We start from the raw sequence: 1167 nt of genomic DNA, 5'->3' as shown, positions 1-1167 counted from the left end.
CGGCGGCCTGCTGCAGCACGACTGCAAGATCGCCCAGGAGGTGCTGGGGGAGACCGCCGGGCCCGGCCCGGCCTCGGTCATCGGCACCGGCAAGCGGATGGACCCGGTGTCCGCGGCGCTGGCCAACGCGCTCCTGATCCGCGTGCTCGACTACAACGATATCTACTGGAAGCAGGACCCGTCGCACCCCAGCGACCTCATCCCGGCGGCGATGAGCGCCGCCGCGCGCGCCGGCGGCACCGGCCGCGACCTGCTGCTGGGCATCGTGCTGGCCTACGAGTTCGAGCAGCGCCTGTGCGAGGCCTCGTTCCCGGGCATCCGCGAGATCGGCTGGCACCACGCCACCCTGACCGCGGTCGTTTCCCCGATCGTGGCCGGGCGCCTGCTGGGCCTGTCGGCCGAGCAGATCCAGCACGCCATCGGCATCAGCGCCTCGCGTCACCTGACGGGCGGCTCGGTGACGGCGGGCAAGCTGACGATGATGAAGAACACCGTCGACCCGCTGGCCGTGCAGTCGGGCGTGTTCGCGGCGCTCTTGGCCGAGAAGGGCTACACCGGCCCCGAGCACGTGCTCGACGGCAAGGAGGGCTTCAGCCACATCCTGAAGACCGACTGGCGCTGGGACATCGTGACCGAGGGGCTGGGCCAGAGCTGGCGCATCCTGCAGTGCGGCATGAAGGCCTTCCCCACCGAGGCGCTCACCCACGCGCCGATGTCCGCGGTGCTGGACCTGGTCAAGACCCACGACCTGGCGCCCGACGACGTGGTGAAGGTGCGCATCCGCAGCCTGGCGCGCGCGGCCGACATCCTGGCCGACCCGAGCAAGTACGACCCGCAGAACAAGGAGACCGCCGACCACTCCCTGCCCTACGTGGTGGCGGCCTGCATCGCCGACCGCCGCGTCACGCCCGAGCAGTTCACCCCGGCGAAGATCCAGGACCCGGTGATCCGCGCCCAGATGCGCAAGATCGAGGTCGTGGCGGATCCCGAGATCGAGGCCGCGTTCACGGCCCTGCAGAAGGTCCACGTCACCATCGAGACGGCCGATGGCCGCGCGCTGGTCCGCACCTTGGACTACCCCAAGGGCGACCCGCGCAACCCGATGACCGACGCCGAGCTGACCGAGAAGTTCGACGCGCTGGCGACGCCGGTGATGTCGCCGGAGCG

General features: G+C 70.8%; 1 protein-coding gene. It reads left to right on the top strand.

Features of this window, described 5'->3' with window-relative positions; translation table 11 throughout:
* Positions 1–1167: MmgE/PrpD family protein (locus tag Q7W29_02990; GenBank protein ID MDO9170775.1), on the top strand; the 1167-nt coding region annotated here is incomplete at both ends.

This window comes from bacterium (genome assembly GCA_030654305.1).
Taxonomy (GTDB): Bacteria; Krumholzibacteriota; Krumholzibacteriia; order LZORAL124-64-63; family LZORAL124-64-63; genus PNOJ01.
This window is presented reverse-complemented; position numbering and strand designations above follow the sequence as displayed.